Annotated in this window: 22 protein-coding genes; 11 read left to right on the forward strand and 11 right to left on the reverse strand. The window is 65.5% G+C overall.

What is annotated here, in order from left to right:
• The first annotated feature begins 152 nt into the window (after positions 1–152).
• Positions 153–434 (forward strand): flagellar protein FliT, encoded by a 282-nt coding sequence (locus tag NX775_RS11835; protein ID WP_183550013.1) that lies wholly within the window; start codon positions 153–155, stop codon positions 432–434.
• Positions 435–786: 352 nt separating this feature from the next.
• Here the strand turns inward: NX775_RS11835 and NX775_RS11840 are convergent, their stop codons facing one another.
• Positions 787–1,950 (reverse strand): FimV/HubP-related protein, encoded by a 1,164-nt coding sequence (locus tag NX775_RS11840; RefSeq protein ID WP_258836196.1) that lies wholly within the window; start codon positions 1,948–1,950, stop codon positions 787–789.
• 89 nt (positions 1,951–2,039) lie between these two features.
• Between NX775_RS11840 and fumC the strand changes: the two genes are divergently transcribed.
• The 3 genes from fumC (at position 2,040) to NX775_RS11855 (ending at position 4,101) form a co-directional block, all read left to right on the forward strand.
• A complete protein-coding gene (fumC, locus tag NX775_RS11845) occupies positions 2,040–3,437 on the forward strand; it encodes a class II fumarate hydratase (protein WP_258836197.1) in 1,398 nt (465 codons plus the stop codon).
• 61 nt (positions 3,438–3,498) lie between these two features.
• Positions 3,499–3,711 carry an RNA-binding S4 domain-containing protein gene (locus NX775_RS11850; RefSeq protein ID WP_258836198.1) on the forward strand — a complete coding sequence of 71 codons (213 nt, stop codon included), beginning with the start codon at positions 3,499–3,501 and terminating at the stop codon, positions 3,709–3,711.
• Positions 3,712–3,816: 105 nt separating this feature from the next.
• The gene (locus NX775_RS11855; protein WP_258836199.1) at positions 3,817–4,101 is read left to right on the forward strand and encodes a DUF883 domain-containing protein; all 285 of its coding nucleotides are present in this window, start codon (positions 3,817–3,819) and stop codon (positions 4,099–4,101) included.
• Positions 4,102–4,149: 48 nt separating this feature from the next.
• Here the strand turns inward: NX775_RS11855 and NX775_RS11860 are convergent, their stop codons facing one another.
• The 6 genes from NX775_RS11860 to NX775_RS11885 form a co-directional block, all read right to left on the reverse strand.
• A complete protein-coding gene (locus tag NX775_RS11860; protein WP_258836200.1) occupies positions 4,150–4,341 on the reverse strand; it encodes a YjfB family protein in 192 nt (63 codons plus the stop codon).
• A gap of 23 nt (positions 4,342–4,364) precedes the next feature.
• Entirely contained in the window at positions 4,365–4,952 is a 588-nt protein-coding gene (mobB, locus tag NX775_RS11865; protein WP_258836201.1) for a molybdopterin-guanine dinucleotide biosynthesis protein B, read from the reverse strand.
• On the reverse strand, positions 4,924–5,667 hold the full coding sequence (locus NX775_RS11870) for a general secretion pathway protein GspB (RefSeq protein WP_258836202.1): 744 nt from the start codon (positions 5,665–5,667) through the stop codon (positions 4,924–4,926). Before NX775_RS11870 ends, mobB begins: the two co-directional genes overlap by 29 nt.
• Before the next feature lies 1 nt (position 5,668).
• Positions 5,669–7,315 carry an AAA family ATPase gene (locus NX775_RS11875; RefSeq protein WP_258836203.1) on the reverse strand — a complete coding sequence of 549 codons (1,647 nt, stop codon included), beginning with the start codon at positions 7,313–7,315 and terminating at the stop codon, positions 5,669–5,671.
• A 6-nt stretch (positions 7,316–7,321) separates the two neighbouring features.
• Positions 7,322–7,837 carry a hypothetical protein gene (locus NX775_RS11880; protein WP_258836204.1) on the reverse strand — a complete coding sequence of 172 codons (516 nt, stop codon included), beginning with the start codon at positions 7,835–7,837 and terminating at the stop codon, positions 7,322–7,324.
• A 66-nt stretch (positions 7,838–7,903) separates the two neighbouring features.
• Positions 7,904–10,912, reverse strand: a complete 3,009-nt coding sequence (locus NX775_RS11885; RefSeq protein ID WP_258836205.1) for a hybrid sensor histidine kinase/response regulator — start codon at positions 10,910–10,912, stop codon at positions 7,904–7,906.
• A 277-nt stretch (positions 10,913–11,189) separates the two neighbouring features.
• On the opposite strand from NX775_RS11885, the gene NX775_RS11890 reads away from it, so the two are divergent.
• The 5 genes from NX775_RS11890 to NX775_RS11910 all read left to right on the forward strand — a co-directional run bounded on the left by NX775_RS11890 (position 11,190) and on the right by NX775_RS11910 (position 17,201).
• Positions 11,190–12,068, forward strand: a complete 879-nt coding sequence (locus NX775_RS11890) for a glucosamine kinase nucleotide-binding domain-containing protein (RefSeq protein WP_258836206.1) — start codon at positions 11,190–11,192, stop codon at positions 12,066–12,068.
• Entirely contained in the window at positions 12,065–13,174 is a 1,110-nt protein-coding gene (nagA, locus tag NX775_RS11895; protein ID WP_258836207.1) for an N-acetylglucosamine-6-phosphate deacetylase, read from the forward strand. Before NX775_RS11890 ends, nagA begins: the two co-directional genes overlap by 4 nt.
• Positions 13,175–13,212: 38 nt before the next feature.
• Positions 13,213–14,235 carry an SIS domain-containing protein gene (locus tag NX775_RS11900; protein ID WP_258836745.1) on the forward strand — a complete coding sequence of 341 codons (1,023 nt, stop codon included), beginning with the start codon at positions 13,213–13,215 and terminating at the stop codon, positions 14,233–14,235.
• A 17-nt stretch (positions 14,236–14,252) separates the two neighbouring features.
• The gene (locus NX775_RS11905; RefSeq protein ID WP_258836208.1) at positions 14,253–15,740 is read left to right on the forward strand and encodes a glycoside hydrolase family 3 protein; all 1,488 of its coding nucleotides are present in this window, start codon (positions 14,253–14,255) and stop codon (positions 15,738–15,740) included.
• A 177-nt stretch (positions 15,741–15,917) separates the two neighbouring features.
• On the forward strand, positions 15,918–17,201 hold the full coding sequence (locus NX775_RS11910) for a tetratricopeptide repeat protein (RefSeq protein WP_258836209.1): 1,284 nt from the start codon (positions 15,918–15,920) through the stop codon (positions 17,199–17,201).
• Between the two features lie 268 nt (positions 17,202–17,469).
• Here the strand turns inward: NX775_RS11910 and NX775_RS11915 are convergent, their stop codons facing one another.
• Positions 17,470–18,255 (reverse strand): NAD(P)H-dependent oxidoreductase, encoded by a 786-nt coding sequence (locus NX775_RS11915; protein ID WP_258836210.1) that lies wholly within the window; start codon positions 18,253–18,255, stop codon positions 17,470–17,472.
• A 95-nt stretch (positions 18,256–18,350) separates the two neighbouring features.
• Here NX775_RS11915 and NX775_RS11920 point away from each other — a divergent pair, with 95 nt between their 5' ends.
• A complete protein-coding gene (locus NX775_RS11920) occupies positions 18,351–19,256 on the forward strand; it encodes a LysR family transcriptional regulator (RefSeq protein ID WP_258836211.1) in 906 nt (301 codons plus the stop codon).
• A gap of 118 nt (positions 19,257–19,374) precedes the next feature.
• Positions 19,375–20,445, forward strand: a complete 1,071-nt coding sequence (locus NX775_RS11925) for a flavodoxin family protein (protein WP_258836212.1) — start codon at positions 19,375–19,377, stop codon at positions 20,443–20,445.
• A 25-nt stretch (positions 20,446–20,470) separates the two neighbouring features.
• On the opposite strand, the gene NX775_RS11930 is transcribed toward NX775_RS11925, so the two are convergent.
• The 3 genes from NX775_RS11930 to NX775_RS11940 form a co-directional block, all read right to left on the reverse strand.
• On the reverse strand, positions 20,471–21,262 hold the full coding sequence (locus NX775_RS11930) for an SDR family oxidoreductase (protein WP_221290054.1): 792 nt from the start codon (positions 21,260–21,262) through the stop codon (positions 20,471–20,473).
• Between the two features lie 101 nt (positions 21,263–21,363).
• Positions 21,364–24,156, reverse strand: a complete 2,793-nt coding sequence (locus NX775_RS11935) for a M16 family metallopeptidase (RefSeq protein ID WP_258836213.1) — start codon at positions 24,154–24,156, stop codon at positions 21,364–21,366.
• 188 nt (positions 24,157–24,344) lie between these two features.
• Positions 24,345–24,695: a DUF3579 domain-containing protein gene (locus NX775_RS11940; RefSeq protein ID WP_258836214.1), complete on the reverse strand. Its 351-nt coding sequence runs from the start codon at positions 24,693–24,695 to the stop codon at positions 24,345–24,347.
• Positions 24,696–24,765 lie beyond the last annotated feature (70 nt).

Genomic DNA, 24,765 nt, shown 5'->3' on the forward strand with positions numbered 1-24,765 from the left:
GTATGCCAGTGGGGGAACTGCTTGCGGAATGCCCATCCATGCAAAAAACATTAAAAATATTTCCTTGATTACCCTAAAGTTTCCACAAGTCCATCCGTAAATGATTCAGACAACCGGTAATCCGGCCTGAGAAATTATGCTTTGGTAACCTTATGAACGCAGATGATGTCCTTGCGATGTACGAAAACCTGGCTGGCCTGACAGGCCAGATGACGCATGCCGCCAAGGCCGGCGACTGGCACGAGTTCGCACAATTGAATATGGAAGCCCGGGCTCAGGCAGCCCCGGCAGTCGCTGGCATGCCGGAACTGACAGGCGCCAAGCGCCTCAGCAAGGTCGACCTGTTGAAACAATTGATGGCCAACGACCGCGCCATTCGCGACGTGACCGATCCATGGGACGATCAAGTCGGTCGCGCCCTGCACGCACACTGATCCGCCATTGGCTCATCGATCAAGGCACCTTCGGGTGCTTTTTTTATGGGCAGGCAAAAGAAAGGTGGCTAATGGACACGGGCAACAAAAAAGCGCCCGGTGGGCGCTTTGGTGGCCACGGGCTAGAAGCCGGGTGGCGAATTCGGTGAGAGGACGAACCCCAGCTATCTGCTGGCGTCGCCTCGTGCCGGTTGCTGCCGGCGTCCGTTGCCACCGTAGGCAAGCGAACTGCTTCCAGACACAGGCGTTTCCTCAACGGTCGTCTGCTGATCGCGCCACCTATCGTTGGTGACTGCGCCAGACCCTGTGCTGTCTGTGACCTTGTCGATCACGAAGCAATTATAGTGCAAAATCAAAGTTGTGTAGACATTTCATTGTGTGACTCGTCCAGCTGTGGTTCGACCGGCGCCGGCGCCTTTGTTTTGCGCGCGAAGCGCTGACGCAGACGGGCCATCAGCGAAGCGCGCGGCATGGGCTGAATCATCGGCGCTGCCCGCTTGCGGCGGCGCAGGAGGAACAGCGTGCCACCTACCAGCCCCATGACGGCGACCACTGCGCCGGCGATCCAGCCCCACGGCGTGGATGCTTCCGGTTCCGGCGCAGGCCGCTTGCGGGATGGCCGTGGCGCGGCCCGGGGCGCGACCTTGTCCTGCACGACGGCGGACGGGCTGGCGCCCAGCGCCACCTGCAGTACCCGTACCTTGTCTTCCAGCGTGCCGATCTGCTCGCGCAACTGGGCATTCTTGACATCGAGTGCGGCGCACACGGTTGCATTGTCGACCGAGGATGCTGGCGCGCAAGTTGCGGCAGATGCAGGTGCAGGCAAGGCAACAGGCAGCGGCTTGGGCACTGGCGTCGACGTTGGTGTAACTGCAGCAGGCTCAGGCGCGGGCGCCACTTTCTCGGCGACGACCGGCGTCGCCGGCGTGGCCGGATGTGGCGGCTTCAGCACCTTCGGCGGTTTCGGTGGCTTTGGCTTGACCGTTATCGGCTTGGCCGCCGCAGCGGGTGCAGAAACGGGCGCAGCAGAAAGATCCACCACGACCGGCGCCGGCGCTTTCGCGGGCATGGGCAGGGGCACCGGTACCGGCGCCGGCGCCGGCGTCGGTAATGGAACAACTGGTGCCGGCGGATTCGGATTCGGCGCAATGAAGAGCGTCACGAGACGCACATCGCGCATCCCACCATCGGCCAGATCAAGGTATAGATGCAGGCGGCCTGATTCAACGGGCGCCGACGACGTCACGCGCAGGAACTGACGGCCATCGCGCTGGCTCACACGCATGCCCAGCGTCGACAGCACGGCCGGCATGCCGATGTTCGCGCCCCGGTACACGTCCGGGTGCGCCAGGCGTGCCTGGACCGGGGTCGCGGGCGAGGCCAGCGCGGTCAGCTCGAGTTCCAGCACCAGCGGCTGGCCGATATACGAACTGATGCGCGGTTCGCCGAGCTCGGCTGCGCCGACGCCGCAGGAGAGCAAAGCACACGTGATGAATACAGGGAGGCGGCTGGCCATAGCAACTAACAAAAGTGAAGCCCAAGCGTCATTAACGGACATTGGGATAAACTCTTTAATCCCAGCCTCTTGCATATCAGGACATGTCCATGGAAAACAGGATTGAGAAAGACAGCTTTGGTCCCATCGAAGTGCCACAGAACAATTTGTGGGGTGCGCAGACCCAGCGCTCGCTTCACCACTTCCACATCTCGACCGAGCGCATGGCGCCCGAACTGGTCGCCGCCCTCGCCCAGGTCAAGCGCGCCGCGGCCGCCGTCAACCGCTCGCTGGGCAAGCTGCCAGCCGACAAGGCCGACGCCATCATCCGCGCGGCCGACGAAGTGCTCGACGGGCGCCATCCGGGCGAATTCCCGCTGGCCGTGTGGCAGACCGGTTCAGGCACGCAAAGCAATATGAACATGAACGAGGTGCTGGCCAATCGCGGCTCCGAGCTGCTCGGCGGCGAGCGCGGCGAAGCACGCCTGCTGCACCCGAACGACCACGTCAATATGGGCCAGTCATCCAACGATATCTTCCCCACCGCAATGCACGTGGCTGCGGCCTGGGCACTGGCCAAGGAAGTCCTGCCTGCCCTGGCGCAATTGCGCGGCACGCTGCTGCGCAAGTCGCGCGACTTCGAGCCGATCGTCAAGATCGGCCGCACCCACCTGCAGGATGCGACGCCACTGACGCTCGGCCAGGAATTCTCTGGCTACGTGGCCCAGCTCGAATTTGCCGAAAGCGCGCTCAAGTCCACCTTGTCGGGCCTGCTGCAACTGGCGGCCGGCGGCACCGCCGTAGGCACGGGCCTGAATGCCCATCCCGATTTCGCACCGCGCATCGCGGCCGAACTCGGTTCGCGCACCGGCCTGTCGTTCAAGTCGGCGCCGAACAAGTTCATGGCGCTCGCCGGGCATGATGCCATGGTCTCGGCCCATGGCGCCTTCAAGCTGCTGGCCACGGCGCTGATGAAAATCGCCAACGACATCCGCTGGATGGCGTCCGGCCCGCGCTCGGGCCTGGGCGAAATTACCATCCCCGAAAATGAACCGGGCAGCTCGATCATGCCGGGCAAGGTCAATCCGACCCAGTGCGAAGCATTGACGATGCTCTGCTGCCAGGTGTTCGGCAACGATGTCGCGATCACCGTCGGCGGCTCGCAGGGCAACTTCGAGCTCAATGTGTTCAAGCCGATGATCGCGCATAACTTCCTGCAAAGTGCGCGCCTGCTGGCCGACGGCATGCGCTCGTTCGACACGCACTGCGCCCAGGGGATCGAGCCGAACCTGGTCCGGATCGGCGAGCTGATGGAAAAATCGCTGATGCTGGTGACGGCACTGGCCCCGCACATCGGGTATGATCGCGCCGCGCAGATTGCCAAGACCGCATCGAAGGAAGGCCTGACCCTGCGCCAGGCAGCCTTGCAGAGCGGTTTCGTCGACGATCAGCAGTTTGACCAGTGGATCGTGCCGATCGATATGACGCGGCCCGATCCGGTCGAATAAATACCCAGTACCCGGGCGGCCTTGTAACCATCAGGCCGCCCTTTTCACACCCGAGGAAAACATGCAAAAAATCGAATTCGAGTTGACATCGGAATTTGTCGAAGTCAACCAGTTGCTCAAGCTAGCCGGTCTGGTCGACAGCGGCGGCGCCGGCAAGAACCTGGTCGCCAGTGGCGTGGTGAAGGTCGACGGCAAGCAGGAACTGCGCAAGACGGCCAAGATCCGCACCGGCCAGGTCGTCACGCTGGGCGACGTCGAAATCACGGTTCGCTAAAAAATAGACAGAAAGACAGCTTCTTATGTTTGCGGCCTAACAAACAGAACAGGGCTTCATTGTTTATATTTTAAGACGTTAATCAACGGCTTATAGGTGAAATCGATGCAAACCCCGGAAACCCGCGTACAGTCTCAAGAGCAACTCATCGGTGACCTGCGTCTCGTGATCGAAAACGCGGAAGAACTGCTCAAGAACACGGATCAATACTCGAGCGAGCTGTACCAGAGCGCCCGGACCAAACTGTCTCTGGCGCTGGAAGCGGCGAATGAAGAACTGTCGCGCTTCGAAGACGCACAGCTCGAACGCATGATGGCCGCCACGCGCCTGGCCAACGAGCAGTTCGCGGACCGCTCGGGCGAATCGCGCATCCTGCGCGCGTTTCACTAAGCTACACACTACGCTATAACGAAAAAACCCGGCATCGCGCCGGGTTGCTCACGCCTTCGTGTTGATCGAGTTGCCCAGGTGTGCCGGCAGGTTCTGCGCCTGCGGAATCGACGCGATCATCTGCGCTGCCGAAGAGGCTTCGATGTCCATGGCGCGCTTGAGCATCGTCATGCCCACTTCCTGACGGATACCCGTTTCTGCCATGCTGGTCGACAGCTTGGCAATATTCGTGACGTCCATATCTTCCTCCAGAATAAGACTCGTCAGTCTTTAACGACACCGCCAGCCAGAACTTGAGGGTTGGCGCCGGCCCATTTGCCTACCCAGGCCAGCACCGCGCCGATGTCGTTCAGGTCGAGCCAGGCCACGCCGGCGCGCAGCGTCGCGGGACGGGCCACATCCGACACCACCGCCACGATCGTCGCATCGTCGACGTACAAGGCCGGCTTGTCCAGCGCCGGGCGATGCACTTCCAGCTTCGGCAGCGACTCCCACTTGTAACCCTCCACCAGCGTCAGGTCGGCGGGCGACAGACGCGCCAGCAGCTCGGCCAGCGGCGGCTCGGGGGCGGCGCGCAGCTCACGCATGATGGCGATCCGGTACGGCGAGGCGACCATCACCTCGGCCGCTCCGGCCAGGCGCAGGCGCGCACTGTCCTTGCGCGGCGGCTCGAGCTCGATATCGTGGTGGCTGTGCTTGACGATATTGACGCGCAGGCCGGCACCGGACAGGCCAGCGACGAGATGCTCGAGCAGCGTCGTCTTGCCGCTGCCCGACCAGCCGACCACTGCCAGCACGGGGCCGGATACGCGCGGTTCCGATTCAGTAGGCAGCACGGTAGCGGGTTCCACGGTAATTCATCACGGCGGCCTTCGGCGTGAGCCGCTCGAGCACGAGACCCGGCGCCACCTCCTCGCCTTCGCGGCGCAGCATCTTGTCGACCAGCAGCAGGCTCTCGCCAGGCGTCGGCGAATAGATGTAGCCGCCAAAGACCACCTTCGGGATTTCACGCTGCAGGGCATCCGGCAGTTGCTGCAGCGTGCGCAGCTGGTCGTCGCCGACTGGTTGCTGGGCCACGGTGGCAGGCGCTGTTGCCGCCTCGCGCTGCTGCGGTGACGGCTGTGGTGATGATGATGCCGCCGGCACGACCGGCGCCGGTGCGGGCTTCACACGTACCGGCCGGGTTTCGACCACCGGTGCAGGTGCGGGTGCACGCTGAACAACCGGGGCGGGTGCGGGGATGACAGCAGCGGGCGGTGCCGGCGTCGCTACCGGAGAGGTAGCCGGCACAGTCGCGGGCACAGTCGCCGGCGCAGTCGCCAGCACCGCTGCAGGCGGCGTCACGACTGCCAGCCGCACCGGCGCCTCGCCCGCAAAGCGCGGCCACAGCAGCGCCACGGCTGCGGCGACCACGACGACGCCCACGCCAAGCGCCAGGTAGCGCCCACGCGCGCCCTGCCCTGCGCGCGGCGCGGCGTACGACGGCGCCGGTGCGTGGATGGTCGGGGCGTTGCCCAGCTGGCGTTCGGCTTGCGCCTTCTTGAGTGCTTCGAGGATGTACGACATATCAGCTTCCCGTCCCGCCAGCGGCCAGCAAACGGGGCTCGGCCACGTTCGACAACTGGTTCAGACGCATATAAGTGCGCGGCCCGGCCACGCCATCCGCCTTCAGGTCTTGTGCGGCCTGGAAGGCGCGCAGCCACTCTTTGGTGCGCGCGTCGAGCGGCGCATCGAGCGCCGGCGCCGTGGCGCTGTGCAGGCCTGCAAGTCGTTGGGCGATCCAGTCGACGTCCGGCCCGCGGTCGCCCTGGGCGACGACATCGCGAAACGCCGCCGGCATCCGCCAGAAGGTGGTGAACTCGCCACCGAAGCGCGCGACGAAGGCCGCGATGTCGATTCGTTCGCGCCGGTCGCCCTGCGCCAGCGTGACGCTGCGCTCGTCCAGCCCGACCAGCACTGCATAGCCGGTGCGCGGGCCGTCGTGCAGCGTGACCACCGCCGGCCGGTCGAGCAGGCGCAGCTCATACAGGCCGCCCCGCCCCGCATGGCAGCGCAGATTGGCGTGCAGCGCAGCCTCGCAGATCGCCTTCGGATCGGCGCCGGCCAGGTTGGCAAATGACGGCCCCCACAGCGCCGCCAGTGCGCCCAGCGCCGCGGTCTCGTTCTCGAGCGTCGGCAGCGGCGCGCCCGGTGCGGCGACGGGCGCCGCGACCGGGATCGCGGCAGGCTTCGGCGTGGCCAACGCCACCGGCGCCGGCTTGACCGCAGCAACGGCGGCGACCGTAGGTACCGCCGCATGCTGCGGCAGCATCTGCCACGCCGCCGCGCCCAGCGCCACGCAGGCCAGCGCGCCGCCGGCCAGCAGCGGCCAGCGGCGCGGTGCACGGCGCGCGGCCGGATCGTCGGCAAAGACTTCGGCGGCTGCCCGGCGCAGGATGGCGCGCGTGACCTGCGGACTGTTTTCCACATAGGCGCCCAGCAGCGCGCGGTCGCACAGCAGGTTGATCCGGCGCGGCACGCCATGCGCCAGGCGGTGCACCAGCGGCGTCAGGGCGGGCGGGAATGGCACGCCGACCGCGCCGGCCACGGCCAGCCGGTGCGCGATATACGCGCCCGTTTCGGCTTCGCCCAGTGGTCCCAGGTGGTAGCGTGCGATCACGCGCTGGGCCAGTTGTTCGAGTTCGGGGCGTGCGAGCATCGTGCGCAGTTCGGGCTGGCCGATCAGGATGATCTGCAGCAGCTTGCGCTCGCTGGTTTCGAGATTGGTCAGCAGGCGCAGTTGTTCGAGCACGTCGCTCGACAGGTTCTGCGCCTCGTCGATCACCAGCACGTTGTTCAGGCCCTGCGCGTGCGACGCCAGCAGGTAGCGGTTGATCGCATCCACATACCCCTTCACGCCCGCGCCAGCGGCGGCCGGCGCCACCTCGATATGCAGCTCGTCGCACACGGTCTGCAGCAGCTCCTGCGCCGTCAGGCGCGGATTGAAGATGTAGGCCAGGCGGCAGTTCGCGGGCACCTGCTCGATGAAGCAGCGGCAGACCGTGGTCTTGCCGGCGCCGATCTCGCCGGTGAGCAGCACGAAGCCGCCGCCGCTGCCGATCCCGTACAACAGGTGCGCCAGCGCTTCGCGATGCCGCTCGCTCATGAACAGGTAGCGCGGATCGGGGGCGATCGAAAATGGCGAGTGCGTGAGCTGGAAATAGTGGTTGTACATGAATGACTAACGGATGCTCGGCGGGATGCTCTGCGGGCCGCTCAGCGGCTTGAACTTGGCGCAGTATATTTTGCTTTTGTCGTTCGCGTAAGCGATCGTGCTGCCGGGGATCGACTTGCGCAACGGGTAGCGTGAGCCATCGGCCGCGCGAAACGGCGTACCTGCAGCGGCGCGCACCGACTTTTCCAGTTCGTCGGGCTTGGCCTCGAGGATCGCGGCCACGAACACCACGGCGCTCGTGTCGTCGCTGACCATCACTTGTTCCACCTTTGAACCCCACAGCGACGCCTCGGTGCGGAACCAGTAGGCCCCGCCCTCGCGCTTGTAGGCCGGGCCGAAAAACTCGGTGAGATAGGCGTGGAAGTAGGCGTTATCGAGCTGGCTGCGGCACAGGAGCGCGCTGCCGATCACCGGCCCGAACGTCGATGGCGCCGCGCCTGCTCCCGTTGCGGCGCAGGCCAGCACGAGGCCGGCGAGCAGCAGCAGCTTATTGGTACGGCAGGCAAGAACCGGGCGGATCATGGCGATACTCTCCTTCAGCGGCGCCCATTATGACACTGCGTGGCGCCCGGGCAGCCAAGTGCCGGATCACGCCGGCGCACGCGCTGTTGCCGCCGTTGCCGCCGTTGCTGCAGTTGCTGCGGCCAGCACCGCCTCGACGTCGTCCGGCAAGGCCGGCTTGAGCAGATGGCGATCAAAACCCGCCGCGCGCGAGCGGGCGCGGTCTTCCTCGGTGCCCCAGCCAGTCAGCGCCACCAGCATGACGCCATCGAGCGCGGGCAGCTGGCGCAGGCGGCGCGCCGCTTCGTAGCCGTCCATGAACGGCATGCCGATATCGAGGAACACGAGGTCAGGCTGGAAGCGCGCGGCCTCTTCCACCGCCGCCGCGCCGTCATGCACGACGCGCACCGTGTGGCCGGCAATCTCGAGCAGCGCCGCCAGCGTGGCGGCGGCATCGACATTGTCGTCCGCGACCAGCACCTGCAATGCGACGCCTTGCCCGCCATGCTGCGCGCCGGCCGGCGCAGGCTCCGGCGAAGCGACGAGCGCCGCCGTCATCAACGGCAGGCGCACGGCAAAGCTGCTGCCCAGGCCCACGCCGGCGCTCTGCGCGCTGACCGCGCCGCCATGCAGTTCCACCAGGCGCTGCACGAGCGAAAGCCCGATCCCCAGTCCGCCGTTGGCGCGCTCGATGCTGCGCGCCACCTGGGTGAACATCTCGAACACGGCCGCCAGCATGTCGGCCGCGATGCCCACGCCGTTATCGCGCACCGTCACCACCGCTTCGTCACCCTCGACGCGCGCCGTGAGCACGATACGCCCGCCCTGCGGCGTGTACTTGGCCGCATTCGACAGCAGGTTGCTCACCACCTGGCTGATGCGCACCGGGTCGACGTCGACCGGCACCGGCAACAGCGGCAGATCGACCGCCAACTCATGACCGGCAGCGTCGATCAGCGGCTTGCTGATTTCGATGGCCGTTGCGATCACATCACGCAGGTCGACCGGCTGCATCTGCAGCACCAGCTTGCCGCTCGAGACGCGCGCGATGTCGAGCAGGTCGTTGATCAAGTGGACCATGTGGCCGACCTGGCGCTCCATCATCGCCCGCACGCCACCCAGCCGCAAGGCGCTGCCCGGCTTGTCCGCGCCCATGCGCATGATTTCGAGGCCGTTGCGGATCGGCGCCAGCGGGTTGCGCAGCTCGTGCGCCAGCGTGGCGAGAAACTCCGACTTGCGGCGGTCGGCGTCGTGCAGCGCTTCACTGGCGCGCACCCGCTCGATGTGCGCCCAGCAGCGCTCCACTACCGCCTCGACCAGCGCCACCTCGCCCGCCGTCCAGACACGCGGTGTGCGCTGGTGCACTGCCATCATCGCTGCCAGCCTGCCGCCCTTGACCAGCGGGCAGCAGATGATGGCCCGCACATCGATCTGGGTGAACATCGCGGCGCCGTCTTCGTCCGTCAGTTCGCGCTCGACGTCGTGGATCAGCAGCGTGCGGCCTTCGCGCATGTCGGCGCGGGCGCGCGAGCCGAACAGATCGAGCGAATACACGCCCACGGTGCTGACCGCGCCCGGCGTCACCCAGTCGTGGCGGATCGTGAAGCGGTCGTTGTCGGCCTCGACGTCCGCATAGGCCACGCGCGTGACGTCCAGGTATTGGCCCAGCAGGCGTGTGGCCTCGTCCATGATCGTCTTCGGATCGTGCGCGACGCGCGTGGCTTCGCCGATCGCGTCGAGCATGCGCAGGCGCTCTTCGACCTGGCGCCGCTCGGTGATGTCGCTGCCGGTGGCGGCCACGAACAGCAAGGCGCCGTCGTCACCCATGACCGGCGCGATGACGAGATCGATGAAGCGCTCGCCGCCGCCCGCCACGAAGTACGGCAGCTCGCAGCGCACACGCTCGCCGCCCGCAGCCAGCGCGACGCAGGCCGCAATCTCCGCCGCCACCTTGGACGAACCGCTCCACCAGCCGCAGGCCTGGAACGGGCGCCCCAGCACGTCGCCGCGCGCGTAGCCGCCGGCGTCAAGGGCCACGTGATTGGCTTCGATCAGCGTGCCGCCCGGTGTCATCAGGATCCCGAAGTGCGTGCCCTGCTCGAAGAACGTGCGGAACTTGGCGTTCGCTTCGGCCGCGGCCATGGCTTCGTTGGCGGTGGCGCGCGCGCTTGCTTCGAACAGCTTGCGGCTGGTGATATCGAGCGTGGTGCCGACCAGGCGCTCCGGGGCGCCTTCAGCATCGCGCAGCAGGCGCCCGCTGGCCGCGATCCAGCGTTCGCGGCCATCGATAGGGCTCACCGTGCGGTATTCGTCGCGGTAGTGGCCATCTCCGGGCGCAGCCAGCAGCGCCGCTACCCTGGCCACGACGCGCTCGCGGTCGTCCGGATGGAACGCGGCATCGATCAGGGTGTGGGTCACCGGCCCGTCGGGCGGCACGCCGAAATGCGTACGCGCGTGCGTGTTCCAGACGATGTCGCACTGGATCAGCGAATGGTCGAACAGACCGAATTCGCCGGCATCGGCCGCAATGCGCAGCTTTTCATTGGTCGTTTCCAGCTCGTGCAGCGCGTGGTCGCGCTGTTGCGCGGCCAGCACCTGGGCCGTGGTTTCGGCGCACATGCAGCACACGCCGGCCACCTGCCCCGCTTCGTCGCGCAGCGCGATGGTCGAGAAGGTGGCGTAGATCTGCTCCGGGTAGCCGTTGCGGTGCACGATGAAGCCATGGTCTTCTTCGTGCACCGGATTGCCCTGCAGCGTGGCAGACAGCATCGGGCGGACCTCGTCCCAGACATCGGCCCAGACCTCGGCAAACGGCTGGCCCAACGTCTGTTCGGGATGCGCGCCGCGCGCGCCCAGAACGACGCGATAGGCATCGTTGTAGAGCAGGTGCAGCGCCGGCCCCCAGGCCACATACATGGGCTGGCGCGCACCGAGCATCAGGCTCACTGCGGTGCGCAGTGGTTGCGACCAGGTCGCCAGCGGGCCAAGCGGATGATGCGCCCAGTCGAGCGCGCGCAGCAGCGCGCCCATGTCCCCGCCACCGGTGGCAAACGCCAGGTTCGACGGCGGGAGGTGCGGGGGCAAGAGGTCAGGCATCGGGTCATTCGCTTGGGATAGTCCACAAACGATACCACTTTGCTGACCCGGCAAGTTGCCTCTTTTCCCATAGGCAAATGTGCAGTAAGCCAATTGAGCCAGAGGCCATACCAATTGCGATACCAATTCGTTGACCGGATTGGAAATTCACTCTTTAGCTGAAGCGCGAGGCTGAGCTGGCCTCTCATCATAATCAATACCAGTTAAATACCTGTTGACATGCCAAAGTGCGCTGCCTATAGTGCGATGACCCTTTTACCGGCACTCATTGCACACCATGATCGACTATCTCATTGGCGTTGACGGCGGCGGCACCAACACCCGCGTGCGCCTGGCCGGCCGCGACGGCGCCGTGCTCGCCACCGGCAGCAGCGGCGCATCCGGTCTGCGCCACGGCATCGACAAGGCCTGGAGCGCGGTGCTTGCCGCCACCAGCCAGGCCTTCGCCGCAATCGGCATCGACACCGTCCCCATGCCCGCCTGCGCAATCGGCCTGGGCATGGCCGGTGTCCACAACAAGGAATGGGCGGCCGCCTTTCGCGCCGCCGATCCGGGCTTTGGCGCCCTGGTCCTCGACACCGACGGCTTCACGACGCTGATGGGCGCCCATGGCGGGCAGCCCGGCGCGATTGTCGCCATCGGCACCGGCAGCGTCGGCGAAGCCCTGCGGCCAGATGGCACGCGGGTCGAAGTGGGCGGCTGGGGCTTCCCGGCCGGCGACGAAGCGGGCGGCGCCTGGATGGGCCTGCGCGCGATCGGCCACATCCAGCAGGTGCTCGACGGCCGAGCCGAAGGCGGCGCCTTTGCCGACGCCGTGATTGGCGCCTGCGGCGGCGCGCGTGATCCGATCCAGGTCTGGCTCGGCCACGCCACGCAGACCGACTACGCAGGCCTGGCGCGCTTTGTCGTGGCGCACGGCGCCACCGATCCCGTGGCCGCCGGGATCCTGACACAGGCGGGCGCAGAAGCGGCCCGCATCGCACGCGCACTCGACCCGTCGGGCAGCTTGCCGCTGGCGCTGTGCGGCGGCCTGGGTGAAACGCTGCGCGCTTACCTGCCGGCCGAAACGCTGGCGCGCTGCAGTGCCCCGCATGGCGACTCCGCCGCCGGCGCGCTGCGCATGATCGAACTGCATCTGAAGGACGCCAACACATGACCAACGACACTCGCCGCCCCATCAAGGGCAACATCCTCACACCGGCCGGCTGGGTGCACGGCGCACTGCGCTTCGGCGCGCGCGTTGACGGCATCGACGGCCGCCGGGTCGACCCGGCCAACAACGACGATGTCTACATCGTGCCAGGCTTTATCGACGTGCACGTGCACGGCGGCGCGGGCCGCGACATGATGGAAGGCGGCGACGCCCCGCACGTGATCGCCGCGCTGCACGCGAAGCACGGCACCACCAGCCTGCTCGCCACGACCATGACCGCGCCCGTCGAAGACATCGACCGGGCTTTGACCGCCATCGGCGCGGCCTGCGCGGCGCGTGGCAAGGGCGAGGCGCGCATCCTTGGCGTGCACCTGGAAGGCCCGTACATCAACTCTGGCAAACTCGGTGCCCAGCCACCGTTCGCGCGCGAAGCGCATCTCGATGAAGTCATGCGCTTTCACGCACTGGCGCCGATGAAACTCATCACCGTGGCGCCCGAGATCGACGGCCACATGGCCCTCGTGCGGCAGTTGACGAAGGCCGGCATCCGGGTCCAGATCGGCCACACGAACGGCGATTACGACGTCGGCGTGGCAGCGCTTGCACACGGCGCGGCCGGCTTCACGCACCTGTTCAACGCCATGCCCGGCCTGCACCACCGCGACCCCGGCATGGTCGGCGCCGCGCTCGCGCACGCCGAATACGCCGAGATCATCCCCGACCTGATGCACGTGCACCCGGGCGCGATCCGCACTGCCCTGCGCTGCATCCCCAAATTGTTCTGCGTGACCGATTCGACGGCGGCGGCCGGCATGCCCGATGGCGAGTACATGCTGGGCCGCCAGGTGGTCCACAAATGCATGGGCGGCGTGCGCCTGGCCGACGGCACGCTGGCCGGCAGCACGCTGACGATGGACCAGGCGCTGCGCAACCTGGTGGGCATGGGGCTGTCGATCGAAGACGCCAGCAAGCGCGTCTCGACCAACGCCGCCGACTACCTCGGCGAAACCCGGCGCGGCCGCCTGGCGCCTGGCTGTCACGCCGACTTCGTGGTCCTGGACCGCGCACTGAACATCAAAGCTGTTTATATCGAAGGAGAATGCCTGTGAATGCCACGCCCGCCACCGCTGACGGTCACCAATCGCTGATGCTGCAAGAGGCCCTGTCATCGGGCGACTGCATCGCCCACGCCCTGACGCAGGACGCCGACCGCTACGCCGCGCTGGGCGAACAGCTCCGTGCGACCCAGTTGCACAGCGCAGTCACGGTGGCGCGCGGCAGCTCGGATCACGCGTCGGGCTACCTGGCCTACCTGATCATGTCGCGCATGGGCCGCCTGGTGACGTCGCTGCCGATGTCGCTCATCACGCTGTACAAGTCGCCGATCATCGCGCGCGACACGCTGGCCATCGCCATTTCGCAATCGGGCCAGAGTCCCGACGTGGTCGAACCGATGCAGTACTTCCGCGCCGGCGGGGCCGTGACGGTGGCGCTGGTGAACGACGCCGCTTCGCCGCTGGCCGACGCCGCCGAGTGGACGATGCCGCTCTATGCCGGCAAGGAGCAGAGCGTGGCTGCGACCAAGAGCTTCATCGCCAGCCTGGTAGCCGGCGCGCGTCTGGTCGCCGATTGGCAGAACGACCCCGAACTGAAGGACGGCATCGCCGCCCTGCCCGACGCGCTGCGCGCCGCGCGCAGTTTCGGCCAGGACGGCGACTGGTCGGCCGCCATCGACGTGCTGGCGCCGGCGCGCAACATCATGGTGGTGGGTCGCGGCATCAGCTTCCCATTGGCGCTCGAGGCGGCGCTCAAATTCAAGGAAACCTCGGCGCTGCAGGCCGAAGCGTTTTCGGGCGCCGAGATCAAGCATGGCCCGATGGCGCTGATCGAGGACGGCTATCCGCTGCTGATCTTCGCAACGCGCGGCCCGACCCAGGCCAGCCTGGTGGCGCTGGCCGACGACATGCGTGCACGGGGCGCGCGCGTGCTGCTCGCCGCGCCGGCCGATATCGCCAGCCGCGACCTGACGCTGCCCACCGCCGCCATTCCCGACCTCGATCCGATCGTCGCGGCGCAGGCGTTTTATACAATGGCGGCCACACTGTCGGCGGCGCGCGGCATGAATGCCGACCAGCCGCGCCACCTGAGCAAAGTCACCAAGACGAACTAACCGCCTGAATCTCGACCATGAACGACTACCTCGACCTGGCCGGCCAACTGGTGATGGTGCGCCTGTTCGGCACCGAACTCGATGCCGAGACCGACGCCTTCCTGCGTACCTACCGCATTCGCGGCGCCTGTCTGTTCCGCCAGAACATGCGCGACGCGCCGCAACTGACCGGCTTCACGGGCGCGCTGCGTGACGCGATCGGCCCGCAAGCGCTGATCGCCCTCGACCAGGAAGGCGGCGCCGTCGTGCGTTCGACCTGGGTGCCGGCCCCGCCCAGCGCGATGGCGCTCGGCGCAGCCAATGATCCGGACCTGGCGCGCGACGTTGGCGCGGCCGTGGCGCGCGCGGTGCGTGCGCTGGGCTTCAACTGGAACTTCGCGCCGGTGCTCGACCTGAACAACAACCCGCGCAACCCGGTAATTGCCGAGCGCTCGTTCGGCGCTGATCCCGACCAGGCGACACGCATTGCGCTGGCCTGGATGGAAGGCAGCGAGCGCGAAGGCGTGGCCTGCTGCGTCAAGCACTTCCCCGGCCACGGCGACACGCACGTCGATTCGCACCGCGACCTGCCCTACGTCGACAAATCGCGCGCCGACCTCGAACAGTTCGAATTCGCGCCGTTCCGGATTGCGGCGCCCCACGCACCGGCCATGATGACGGCCCACATCGTCTATCCGGCGTTGGACCCTGTCAATCCGGCCACCATGTCGCATGCGATCCTCACCGGCGTGCTGCGCGAGCAATTCGGCTACGACGGCGTGATCATCACCGACGGCATGGACATGCACGCGATCGCGCACCGCTATGGCGTCGGCCAGGCGGCCGTCAATGCGCTGGTGGCCGGCGCCGACATGGTCATGGCCATCGGCACGCGCGCTACGCAAATCGAGACCGTGCACGCGATCGCCGCCGCGATCCGCGACAACGTGCTGCCACTGGCCGCCGTGCAGGCACGCCTGGCGCGCCTTGGCAAGCTAGCCGATGCGCATCCGGCCGGTGCGGTTGCCTACGCGGCCGAACCGGATGATCGCGCACTGATGGCGCGCGCCTGGCGCGCAGGCCTAACGGCGCTGCGCTCGCCACAGCGCCCACCGCGCAGCGCGCGCGTACGCCTGGTTGCACGTGCCGACGTGGTCAGCGACGGCGTGTCGGAAGCCGGCGTGCCGGCTGCCAGTATCGCGGCAGCGCTGTCGCAGCTGTACGACGTCGACCTGGTGACCTTCGCTGACAGCGAGACTTTCGACTGGAACGCGCTGCCGGCCGACGGCCGCTTCACGATCCTGGCCTCGACGGCGCGCCGCCGCTATGGGCCTCAGGCCTGCGCGACCTGGCGACCCGATTTGCATCTGGCCTTGTGGAATCCATACCAGGCGCTCGATTTTCCCGGTCCTGCGCTGCTCACCTATGGCTTCGCGTCGCCGGCGCTGGCTGCGGCCGTGGCCTGGCTGGCTGGCGAGATCGACGCGCCAGGGGTCTGCCCGGTACCGGGTTTTGACGGGCCGTGACAGCGGCAAAGTAACGCGATGTAACGACACGGGCACGGCGGGCCGTGCTGCGGCACAATTGCCAATCCAGAAAAAGCTGGATATATGGGACAATACTTTTTTGTCCGAGCTTGGCATTTTTGCTATATTGCAAAACGCACATTTCGTATATTTTTTGTCTAGATAGAAGGATAACCAATGTCCCAATTCCGTCTCGCCCGCCTCTGCCTGATGCTGGCCGCCGTCGGCCTGAGCTCCGCTGCCGTGATTCCTGCCGTCCACGCACAGGACAAGCCTGCCGCTGCCGCCGCTGCTGCGCCGAAGGACACCGTCCGCCCAGAGCTGTTCAAGCTGCTCGACCCGGCGCAGATCAAGCCGCTGATGGATGCAAAGAATTACGCCGAAATCCAGAGCCGCGTGACGCAGGCCGAAGCGTTCCCGAACCGCACGCCGTACGAAGACTACGTCGTCAACCGCATGAAGCTGTCGCTGGGTTCGGCAACGAACGACAACGCCATCTCGATCCCGGCCCTCGAAGCCGTCATCGCATCGGGCCGCCTGTCGGCAAACGAGCAGGCCGACTTCATCCAGGCCCTGGCGAACATGCACTACAACGCCAAGGATTACCCGAAGGCGATCGAGTGGTTCAAGCGCTACCAGAAAGAAAGCCCGACGCCTGAAAAAGTCGCCGCGCCACTGACCCGCGCCTACTACCTGGGCGGCGATTACGCCAGCGCCAAGGCAGCACTGCTGCCAGCGATCGAAGCCACCGAAAAAGCCGGCCAGAAGCCAAGCGAAGAAGACCTGCGCCTCCTGGCCTCGTCGGCCAACAAGGTCAAGGACGATGCCGGTTACCTGGTCGCACTGGAAAAGCTGGTTGCCCACTACCCGAGCGACGACTTCTGGACCGACCTGCTCAACCGCGGCGTGGCACGCAAGTCGGGCTTCGATGCGCAGACCAACATGATCAACGTGTATCGCCTGGAAGCTGCTGCCGTCAAGCAGATGGCAGCCGAGGAATATGTCGACCTGGCCGAGCTGTCGCTGCGTGACGGTTTCCCGACCGAAGCAAAGAAAACCATGGATGCCGGTTACGCTGCCGGCGTGCTGGGCAAAGGCGCCAATGCCAAGACCCACAGCGCACTGCGCGACAAGGCCAACAAGGGCGCAGCAGACGATGCCAAGAATATCGCTGCCGGCGAAGCAGGCGCATCCAAGGCCAAGACCGGCGCCGGCCTCGTCAACCTGGGTTGGGCGTACGCGACCATGGACCAGGGCGACAAGGGCGTCGGCTTCATCCAGCAAGGTATCGCCAAGGGCGGCCTGAAGAACGCGGAAGAAGCCAAGCTGCGCCTCGGCATGGCGCAAGTTCGCGCCGGCAAGAAAGCCGAAGCGATCTCGACCTTCCAGACCGTCAAGGGCGGCGGCGGCGCCGGCGACCTGGCCAAGTACTGGCTGGTGCTGCTGCAGCAGCAAAAGTAAGACTGCTGCTGTCGATGGACCCGTGAAAGCGGGCCGGGCCCTGGGCCTGGCCCGCTTTTTTCATGAACCGCCTCTTTGCACACTGTCAAAAGCCGGGGTCAGGTCTGACATTCGGACACGGCCTCTTCCGTCATCCCTTCTCCAAGGCTTTTATAAATAGACGTTTTGTTGAGATCGTGTCTGAATGTCAGACCTGACCCTGGCTATAGTCTCGGCTTTGTTGAGCTCGTGTCTGAATGTCAGACCTGACCCTGGCTGTAGTCTCGGCTCACGCCTTGATATGTGCGTCCAGCCCAAATAAGCCAGGCACCACATCTTCAGCCAGCACGTGGCGGTCCGGGTAATCCCCGCCGTTCTGCGTCCGGAATGCAATCGGCGCCGAATCAAACAAATCCTGAAGTCGCGTTTGCCAAGAGGACTCGATCAGGGCCATGCGCCCGGCGTCGATGCGAACCGCGTCGTAGACCGCAAACGTTGGCAACACCTGCATGCCGGGAAAGAACAGGCTGCCGTGGGTGATGGGGAAAAGCAGCTGTTCAAGCGGGCCATTGATGCCGCGGGGTTCGTAATCGATTGCCGGTCCGCCGACGGTGACGGCCAGCATCGCGCGCTTGCCGGCGAGGCCGCCCTCGCCGTAGCGATAGGTGTTGCCTGCGTCCTGATAACCGTAGGCCAGGCCGAATGCCCAGACTCTGTCGATCCAGCCCTTCATGATTGCGGGCATGCCGAACCACCAGAGCGGAAACAGCAGGATGACGGCATCGGCAGCGAGGAGCTTCGCTTGCTCTCGTTCGACGTCCGGGGTCTGGCTGCCGGTTGCGTAGGCATGACCTGATTCGTCAATGAACGCCAGGCGCTCCGGGTTGGCACGGGTTAAAAAATCGTCCTGGTCAAACACCGCTTTCCACCCCATCCCGTACAGGTCGGACTGCGTGACGGTGTGCCCCTGCGCTTCCAGGGTGTGAATGGCGACCTGGACAAGGTGACGAGTGGCCGAGGTCGGTTCCGGGTGTGCATGAACGAGCAGCACGTTCTTGCTGGTGGTCGAGGGCATATGGGCGCTTCCTATGAGAATGTGGGGAGCTCGCCAGTGTGATCGGTCGCCAGGTATCCGTGAAATCACATCATTTTTGGCCTATCATCCACCGGATGAATACCAAGACCACGCCCGATCTGAATCTCTTGCTCACGCTCGAAGCGCTGCTGATCGAGCAGAACGTCACGCGGGCGGCCCAGCGTTTGCACCTGAGCCAACCGGCGGTCAGTGCGCAATTGCGCCGCCTGCGCACTCTGTTCGACGATCCGCTGTTGATTCCACTGCAGCGCGGCATGGCGCCCACCAGCAAGGCGCTGGAATTGCTCGAGCCGCTGCGCCGCTCGCTGGATCAGCTTCGCGCGACGGTGGCCGAACACCATCGATTCGATCCGGAAGCGACCGCGCTCGACGTCAACATCGCGTGCACGGATTATGTGCAGGCAGCGCTCGCGCAGCCGTTCGTGTTGATGCTGCGTCAGCGCTTTCCGGGCGTGCGGGTCGCCCTGCACCACCTCGATCCGAACGGGCTGGAAGCCAGGATGGCCAAGGGCGACATCGATCTTGCCTTGATGACGCCGGGCGAGGAGCAAGGCCGTCTGCGCAGCCGGCACCTGTTCGACGAGCATTACGTACTGATCGGCAGGCGCGGCCATCCGGCGTTGTGTCCCGGGATCTCCGCTGCGCAATTCTGCGCGCTCGAGCATGTCATTGTGTCGCTGGATGGCGGAGCGTTCTCGACGCCACTGGATATCGGGCTGGCCGCGCTTGGCCATCAGCGCAAGGTGGTGTTGTCGGCGTCGTCGTTCCTGTTCGTGCCTGGCATCGTCGCGCAATCGGACCTTGTGGCCCTGGTACCGGCACGCCTGGTGCGCGATGGCGCAGCGCTGCTTGAAGTGGTCGATTGCGCTTTTCCCGTCCCCGGCTTTTCAGTCAGCATGTTGTGGCACGAGCGCCATCATGGTCATCATGCCCAACGTTGGCTGCGTGCCATGATCGCGGAATTTGCCGGGCGACTATGAACGGGCAAATCGTGCGGTTTGGACGCAAACCTGATTCGTGCAACGGTTCTGTGTGCGCGTCCGAACACAGCCTTTGACCCGTCGCCACGATAATGACGCCATTCACATTGGAGAACTTATGACGACGGTACGCAAGGGCCAGGCGCCCGCCAAACTGGGGCGCAACGAATTTCACCTGCAATTTCGTCGCACCTTCCAGGACCCCGGCTACGACGCACTTGAAAACGAGCTGGCCGCCATCGAGGCGGTGGCCTGGGATGCCTACCAGGACGGCCGCAAGGCGCCTCGCACGGTCAAGGCCGGCCCTGGCTTTGCCGATCCCGACTACGACCTGTCGATCGACTGGAAAGCCGCGCGCGACCGCCTGCTCGAGGCTGAAAAGCACCAGAAGAACCCGGACACCAAAAGCCGCATCCTGATCATCAATGCCTCGGCCCGCAACGACGGCACCTGCCCCGGCGAAATCTCGAAAAGCTGGCGCATGTCCGAGATGGCGCGCGAGATCATCGAAGCCGATGGCATCGAGGCCGACATCCTCGACCTCAGCCTGATCAACTCGGACTACGACCGCCACATCCACCCGTGCAAGGGTTGCGTGTCGACCGCCATGCCGCTATGCCACTGGCCATGCAGCTGCTACCCGAACCACGCCGAGCGCCAGGTCAATGACTGGATGAACGAGATCTACGAGCGCTGGGTGCTGGCGCATGGCGTCATCATCATCACGCCGGTCTACTGGTACCAGACGCCGGGCGTGCTCAAGCAGATGATCGACCGCCTGGTCTGCGCGGATGGCGGCAATCCCGATCCTTCCTCGACCCAGGGCAAGAAGGCCGAGATCGCCAAGCAGATCGAACGCGACGGCTGGGAATATCCAAAGCACCTGGCCGGGCGCGCATTCGGCCTCATCGTGCATGGCGACGTGGCCGGCATCGAGGGCGTGCGCCGCTCGCTGTCAGACTGGCTGGAATGGATGGGCTTGATCAGTTCGGGCAGCTTCGGCCAGCTCAACCGCTTCATCGGCTACTACGAATCGTATGCCGACAGCCACGAGACGTTCGACGCCGACCACGCGGTGCAGGAAGAAGCGCGCAACGTCGCGCGCGCCGTGGCGATTGCCGTGGGTGAAGTGCGCGCCGGCCGCGTCGCCGTGGCCAGCCAGGACCTCAAGCAGCCCCGACCCAAGTAACCAAGTAAGACCGGGGCTGGCGAACCTAGATGGCGGTATAACCGCCGTCGATGACCATCTCGTGGCCATTGACGTACGAGGCCATGTCCGAGCACAGCCACAGGGCGGCTTGCGCGATTTCACCGGCTTCGGCAAAGCGGCCCATTGGATGGGCTGCCTTGAGCTTTTTCTCGATACCCGGATCACGCTCGATCGCGCGCGCCAGCATCGGCGTCTTCACCGCTGCCGGGCACAGCACGTTGATGCGCACGCCCTCGCGTGCGTACTCGGCGGCAGCGCTCTTGGTCAGGCCCACCACGGCATGCTTGCTGGCGCCATAGACCGCATGGTTCGGGCTGCCTACCAGGCCGGCCACGCCCGCCATGTTGACGATCGCCCCGCCCCCCTGCGCCAGCATCCGGCGCAGCTGGTATTTCATGCACAGCCAGACACCCTTGACGTTGACGTTCATGATGCGGTCGAACTGCTCGTCGTCGGTGTCGGCCAGCGGATGGTGCTCTTCGTCCACTGCGGCATTATTGACGGCAATGTCCAGGCGACCGTAGTAATTGATCGTCTTTTCCACGAGCGCCTCGACCTCTAGCGCGCGCGTGACGTTGCATTGCACGAACAACGCCTTGCCGCCATTTTCCACGATCATGCCCGCCGTCGCGTGGCCGCCCTCGATCGAGATGTCGGCCACGACCACACAGGCGCCGGCGCGGCCAAAGGCCAGGGCAATGGCGCGACCGATGCCGCTGGCCGCGCCAGTGACCAGGACAACCTTGCCGGTGAACGACATGCCGCCTGCTGCCGGCAATTTGCTGATGCCTTTCATGATACTCCCTGGGTGATACGATGATTCCGAAGGGAAACATTTTAGCGCATGCTTCCCCCGGCGTCACAATTCAGGGCATTTAAGTCGGGCAACTGTTGCAGTTAGGGCATAGCGACGATCGGTTTGACCGGCTCCCCGACTTTGGACTGATCGCCAGCCATCACGACGGACAGTTTTGCCGGATCGATCGCCTTGCGGAACGCTGCGTTCAGCTCGGGCAAGGTGACGGCATTTAGCTTGCGCTCCAGTTCCAGCGACCACAGGAACGTCTTGTCGCGGTACAGGTACGACGTCCAGCCGCTGGCCAGCGCGGCATCGTTCGTGCGCGTCTGCAGGCGTTGCTGCATCAGCCCGGAACGGGCGCCGGCCAGCTCTTCCGCCGTGAAGCCCTCCTTCACCGCGCGCGCCAGTTCGGCCCGTACTGCCGCATCCAGCTTGGCCAGGTTCTGCGGCGCCGCGATCGCGCCGATCGAGAACACACCGAAGCGGTCGAGCGTGCCCGCCATCAGGTTCGAGCCGCCGCCATACGACAGGCCGTCCTTCTGGCGAATCCGGTCCATCAGGCGCGACTTCAGGCCCCCTTCGCCGAAGATATAGTTAGCCAGCATCAGCGCCGGATAGTCCGGGTCCTCGACGTTCAGGTCGACGTTCAGGCGCGCCGTGTACGACCCGTTCTCCTTGTCCGGCGTGTTGAGCGTACGCGCGAGCGGCGCCACGTCAGCGTGGCCGGTCAGCACCGGTGCGAACGGCTGCGGGGCGCGCCAGGCACCGAACAGCGTATTCACCAGCGGCGTGATCTGGGCCGCGTCGAAGTCACCCACGATCGCCATCTCGGCCGGCTGGGCGCCGTGGAAGTCGGCATGGAACGCCTTCAGATCGGCCAGGCGCGCCGCTTTGACCTCGGCCACGTCTTCCTCGAGCGAGTTGGCATGGCGCACGTCGCCCTTCGGATAGCGGTTGAAGTGCAGCGCCATGGCGCGCGCGGCGGCGCTGTCGGGCTCATTGCGACTCGCTTCCAGCCCGACCAGGATCTGCTGGCGCAGCTGCTCGAATTCCGATTCCGGGAACGCCGGCTCACGCAGCACGTGCGCCACCAGTTTCAATGCCTCGGGCAAATGTTCGCGCGTGGTCTGGAAGTGCGTCGGACCACCCGTCATCTTGAGCTTGTCGAACGCATCCGCCAGTTCGGCGCGCGTGTAGCGCGTGGTACCGCGCATCAGCATCGCCGACGTGAGGCCCTGGACCGTGCCCTTGCCGAACAGGCTTTGCTCGGTGCCGAAGTGCTGGCGCAGGTCCACCGTGACGGTTTCGCCCCGGTTCTTTTTCGGCAGCAGCGCCAGCTTCACGCCGCCCGCCGTGGTCACCGTGGTGCGCTGCATGATGTTCTGCTGGCTCGGGTCGAAGTTTTCCGCGACCAGATTCGACACGGCCGGCTTGAAGTCCTTCAGCACGTCCGTCACGGCAGGCGCCGCTGGCAGCACCGCGCGTTTCGATGATTCTTCAGGAATGAAGGTGCCGGTCACACGGTTGGTGCGCAGGTAGTAGCGGCCAGCGCTGGCGGCGATCTGTTCGGCCGTCATCTTCTGCACGCGCTCGCGGCTGACGAAAAACATGCGCCAGTCGCCAAGCGACGCCGGCTCGGACAGCGCCACGCCCACCGCCTGCGGATCGTTCAGGCTGCGCTCGATCGTGTTGAGCCACGAACGGCGCACGCGCTCGAGTTCTTCCGCCGTGGGCGGCTTGCTGGCAAATTCTTCGACGGCCTGGACCAATGCCTCGCGCACCGGCTCGATCGGCTCGCCCAGTTTGACCACGGCGCCAAAGTATTGCAGGCCCGGCGCGTAGCCGGTCTGGCCAAAGCTGAACACCTGGCTGGCCTTGCCCGTTTCCACCAGCAGCTTGTGCAGGCGGCCGTTGGGCGCGTCGCCCATGATCTGCGACGCAAAGCCCAGCGCTTCGGCGTCCGCGTGCAGGTCGGACGGGATCTTGTAGCCGACGGCGACGAACTGCATGTCGCCCTGGCGCCGCACGGTGAAGCTGCGCTCGCCGTCCTGGGTCGGCTCTTCGGTCCAGAACACGGGCAAGGTACGCTTCGGTTTCGGAATGGCCCCGAACAGGCGCTGGATCTTCGCCAGCGTGGCAGCCGGCTCGAACTGGCCGGCCACCAGCAGCACGGCGTTGTCCGGCTGGTAGTAGGTGCGATAAAAGTCCTGCAGGTTCTTGATCCGCACGTTTTCGATGTCGCTGCGATTGCCGATCGTCGAGCGGCCGTAGCTGTGCCAATCGTAGGCGATGCTCTGCATGCGCTTGAACAGCACATTGCCCGGCTGGTTTTCGCCGCTTTCGAACTCGTTGCGCACGACCGTCATCTCGGACGCCAGGTCCTTGGCGGAGACGAACGAATTGACCATGCGGTCCGCTTCCATCTGCAGCGCCCAGTCCAGGTTGTCTTTCGACGCCTGGAACACTTCATAGTAATTGGTGCGGTCGAGCGACGTGGTGCCATTGAACTGCATGCCCCGCTCCGAGAACTGCTTGGTGATGTCGCGGTTCTTTGTCGAGCCCTTGAACAGCAGGTGTTCGAGCAGGTGGGCCATGCCCGTTTCGCCGTAGTTTTCGTGGCGCGAGCCGACCAGATAGGTCATGTTGACCGTCACGGTCGGGCGCGAAGCGTCCGGGAACAGCAGCACTTTGAGGCCGTTGGCCAGGCGGTATTCGGTGATGCCTTCGACTGCGGGCCCGAGGGTCACGCCCTTGGGCAGCACTGCTTTGGCGGCACTGGCCGCAGGTGCGTTGACAGCAGGCTGTGCACCGGCAGGCGCAATGGTGATCAGCGCCAGGCACAGCGCCGCGACATGCGCGGACATACCGCGCAGCTTGTTCTTTGAATCCATGATGTCCGATCATTGGGGCAGGACGCCAACCGTCCCGCCTGCGGCCGAAATAGTAGCAGATGGGCAAGCCCAGCATGCCCCTTCGGTTGACTGGTTGACAGGGAGCATCCGATGCGTGCTGAAGCGCGGCCCCAAACGAACACTGGCGCCTTGATGTGATCAAGGCGCCAGTGGCGTGGTGAAGCGGCTCAGGCCCCGGGCTGCTTCTCGCCGGGCAGTGGCACGAAGCACGCCTCGACGATCTGCATGTCGTTATCGGTGGCAAAGCTGCGCACGAAGTGGTAAGCCAGTGGTTCGATCTTCTGCAGCTTGCGGTTGACCACGACGGCCTTGATCCCGTTGACGAGGGTCGGGTAGACGTAAGGAGAAAACTTCAGGTGGGCATTCGGGCCGCCGGTGCCGGGACAATAGGCTGCCAGGACGCCGCACAGCCGCTCCGCCCAGTCGCTCGGGCGGAATTGCTTGCCGTTGTTCGTGATGCCCAGAACAAAAAATTCTCCGGAGAGATCCTCGTCCTTGGTCTGCGCTAAGTCGGTCATAGTCCTGAGGGGCTAAGTGAAGCCACTATTATATCTTATAGAAGACCTGAGGACGAGGAAGCGGGCGGCG

The organism is Massilia aurea, from assembly GCF_024753205.1.
Taxonomy (GTDB): Bacteria; Pseudomonadota; Gammaproteobacteria; order Burkholderiales; family Burkholderiaceae_D; genus Telluria; species Telluria aurea.